Raw genomic sequence first — 3,541 nt, 5'->3', positions numbered from 1 at the left:
GGGAGCTGGAAAAGATCAAGAAGGCGCTCCTGGTCCTTTCCGAGTCGTGTCCGGGCAAGGGCCCCGTGAGGCACTGCATGATCCTGGACGCGTTGCGCCAGAACGGCGTCCATTGACTTCGAGGTGCCATGCGCATCGGTGAGCTGGCCAAGGCCGTGGGTGTCGGAGTAGAGACGGTGCGCTACTACCAGCGCATCGGACTGCTCCCCACGCCGCCGAAGCCCTACGCGAGCTTCCGTTCGTACACGCAATCCGACGTGGCTCGGCTGCGCTTCGTGAAGCGTGCCCAGCAGTTGGGGTTTTCTCTGGAGGAGATCGCCGGACTGGTCCGGCTTTCCAGCGCCGATTGCGAAGACGTGCAGGCGCTCGCCAGAAACAAGCTTCGGCTCGTGCGCGACAAGATTGCTGATCTGGACCGCATTGCAGGCGTCCTGGAGTCGGTGCTCAGCAGCTGCGCCCGGCGCAAGCCCCACGAAGGCTGCCCCATCATTGAAACGCTCGCAGATCGCTCCGACAGCGCTTGACTCCGTAGCTGGGTACGGGCTCTAGCCTGACCCGGACCGAAGAATGCAGGGTTCATGCGCGACCGCTCGGTGCTCTCAACTTGCAGCCAGCGTGCCTGCATCTGTCGGCGCTTCGGTGTGCTGCGTGGTGCCGCTGGCGTTGGTCATGGTGGGGCTTGGAGGCTCGTGGCTCGGCGCACTGCAGGCGTTCGAGCCATACGTCGATCGTGCCGGTTCTCATGGTGACGTCGCCTCCGCGAATGGACGCCCCCTAGGACCGAGGTCCTCCACCGCGGCTCTCAGGCTGGCCATTTCCAGTTGCGCACCTCGGCCAGATCCTGCCCGTGTTTCAGGATGTACTGCTTGTGCTCGATGCGCTTGTCGCGCATCGCCTGCTTCAGGTAGGCCGCCTTCGACCCAAGCAGCGGCACGCGGTCGGCGACATCCATCACCAGATGGAACCGGTCGATGTCGTTCAACACCGCCATGTCGAACGGGGTGGTGGTCGTGCCTTCTTCCTTGTAGCCGCGTACGTGCAGGTTCCTGTGATTGGTGCGGCGATAGGTGAGCCGATGGATCAGCCAGGGATAACCGTGGTAGGCGAAGATGATGGGCTTGTCGGTGGTGAACAGCGCGTCGAAGTCGCGATCGGAGAGCCCGTGCGGATGCTCTTCCTTCGGTTGCAGGGTCATCAGGTCCACCACGTTGACCACTCTGATCTTCAGCTCGGGCGCGAGGCTGCGCAGCAGGTCCACCGCGGCGAGCGTCTCAATCGTCGGCACGTCCCCCGCGCAGGCCAGCACGACGTCGGGCTCGGCTTCGCGGTCGTTGCTGGCCCATTCGAAAATGCCGATGCCCGCGGAGCAATGCTTGGCCGCCGCGTCCATGTCGAGCCACTGCGGCTGCTCGTTCTTCCCGGCCACGATCACGTTGACCAGATCGCGCGAGCGCAGGCACCGGTCGATCACGCACAGCAGCGTGTTCGCGTCCGGCGGCAGGTAGACGCGGATGATGTCCGCCTTCTTGTTCACCACCAGATCGATGAAGCCCGGATCCTGATGCGAGAAGCCGTTGTGGTCCTGGCGCCAGACATGCGAGGTCAGCACGATGTTCAGCGAAGCGATCGGCCGGCGCCATGGAATCTCCTTCGCCACCTTCAACCACTTGGCGTGCTGGTTGAACATCGAGTCCACAATGTGGATGAAGGCTTCATAGCAGGAAAACAAGCCGTGGCGGCCGGTAAGCAAATAGCCCTCGAGCCAGCCCTGACAGGTGTGTTCCGACAGGATCTCCATCACGCGCCCGTCCGGGGCGAGGTGATCGTCTTCTGGCAGGCGCTCGGCCAGCCACGCACGCTCTGTTGCCTCGAACAGCGCGCCCAGACGATTCGAAGCGGTCTCATCGGGCCCGACGACGCGGAAATTGCGCGTGGCCAGATTGAGCTTCATGACGTCGCGCAGAAAGACACCCATCACCCGCATCGCCTCGACCGCCGCGGCCCCGGGTTTCGGAACCTGCACCGCATAGTCCTCGATGTCCGGCAACCGCAGGTCCTTCAGCAGCAACCCTCCGTTGGCGTGCGGATTCGCGCCCATGCGCCTGGAGCCCGCCGGCGCAAGTGCGCGTATTTCGGCCGTCGGCGCTCCGTTCGCATCGAACAGCTCTTCGGGCCGATAGCTGCGCAGCCATTGCTCCAGCAGGCGGAGATGCGCAGGATTGGTTGCGACCTCGCCGAACGGGACTTGATGCGAACGCCAGCTTCCCTCGGTCTTCTTGCCGTCTACCTCTTTCGGTCCCGTCCAGCCTTTGGGCGTATTGAGCACGATCATCGGCCAGCGTGGTCGCGCAGCGGCACCGTTGAGCCTCGCAGCATGCTGGATCGACTTGATCTCGCCGATGACCGCGTCGAGCGTTCCAGCCATCGCCTGATGCATCGCCTCCGGCTCTTCGCCTTCGACGAAGTACGGCTTGTAGCCGAAGCCGATGAGCAGGCTCTCCAGCTCCTCGTGCGGGATGCGTGCGAGCACGGTCGGGTTCGCGATCTTGTAGCCATTCAAGTGCAGGATCGGCAGCACCGCGCCGTCGGTTGCCGGATTGAGGAACTTGTTCGAATGCCAGGCGGCAGCGAGCGGTCCGGTTTCGGCCTCGCCGTCGCCGATGACGCAGGCCACGATCAGGTCGGGATTGTCCAACGCTGCGCCGAAGGCGTGCGACAACGAGTAACCGAGTTCACCGCCTTCGTGAATGGAGCCCGGCGTTTCGGGCGTGGCGTGACTGCCCACGCCGCCAGGAAAAGAGAACTGCCTGAACAGCCGCGCCATGCCCTGCGCATCGAGCGAGACATTGGGGTACAGCTCGCTGTAGGTGCCCTCGAGCCAGGTATTGGCCACCACTGCCGGCCCGCCGTGGCCAGGACCGGCGATAAACAGCACATCGAGATCGTCGCGTTTGATCACGCGATTCAGGTGCGCGTAGATGAAGTTCAGGCCCGGCGTCGTACCCCAGTGGCCGAGCAGTCGCGGCTTGATGTGCTCCGGCCGCAAGGCTTCGCGCAGCAGCGGGTTGTCCAGCAGGTAGATCTGTCCCACCGACAGATAATTGGCCGCGCGCCACCAGGGATCGATTGCGCGCAATTCCTCCCGGGTCAGCGGTGTGGTCGCAGGGGCGCTTGTCACGGTTCGCCGACTCCTCTCGGGTCTACTGGGCCGCCAAACGGTCCCGCACCCGCTCGAGCCTGGCGCGCACTTCGCGCGCGAGCGTCGCGATCTCCGGATTGTCGGTCAGCCGCAACACCGCTATCGGGTCCATGAAGCCGACAGTCACCGTCTTGTCCGGTTCCTCCCGCACGACGACGTTGCAGGGCAGAAGCAGCCCGATATCTGGATCGGCCGTGAGCGCCCGGTGCGCAAACGGCGGATTGCACGCGCCGAGAATGCGATAGGGCGCGCGCTCCACTCCGAGCTTCTCCTTCAGGGTCTTTTGCACGTCGATTTCCGTGAGTACGCCGAAGCCTTCGGTCTTGAGCGCCTCGGTGACGC

General features: G+C 64.2%; 3 protein-coding genes and 1 pseudogene. 2 read left to right on the top strand and 2 right to left on the bottom strand.

Going from position 1 to position 3,541, the window contains the following annotated elements; genetic code table 11:
* Positions 1–128: 128 nt before the first annotated feature.
* Entirely contained in the window at positions 129–524 is a 396-nt protein-coding gene (locus VNM24_04975) for a MerR family transcriptional regulator (protein HWQ37955.1), read from the top strand.
* 43 nt (positions 525–567) lie between these two features.
* Positions 568–711 (top strand): annotated as a pseudogene (locus VNM24_04970) (hypothetical protein).
* A 91-nt stretch (positions 712–802) separates the two neighbouring features.
* Here the strand turns inward: VNM24_04970 and VNM24_04965 are convergent.
* Together VNM24_04965 and VNM24_04960 are read right to left on the bottom strand one after the other, a co-directional pair.
* Positions 803–3,178 carry a phosphoketolase family protein gene (locus VNM24_04965; GenBank protein ID HWQ37954.1) on the bottom strand — a complete coding sequence of 792 codons (2,376 nt, stop codon included), beginning with the start codon at positions 3,176–3,178 and terminating at the stop codon, positions 803–805.
* Between the two features lie 22 nt (positions 3,179–3,200).
* Positions 3,201–3,541, bottom strand: a 341-nt coding sequence (locus tag VNM24_04960) for a DUF302 domain-containing protein (GenBank protein ID HWQ37953.1), incomplete at its 5' end; no start/stop codon positions are given.

Source organism: Burkholderiales bacterium, from assembly GCA_035560005.1.
Classification (GTDB): domain Bacteria; phylum Pseudomonadota; class Gammaproteobacteria; order Burkholderiales; family Eutrophovitaceae; genus DASRFY01.
The sequence above is the reverse complement of the archived record's forward strand: the minus strand, read 5'-3'. Positions and strand labels throughout refer to the sequence as shown.

Coding starts and splice junctions, on each gene's coding strand:
- VNM24_04975 (HWQ37955.1), top strand. CDS start 129: ATGCGCATCGGTGAGCTGGCCAAGGCCGTGGGTGTCGGAGTAGAGACG.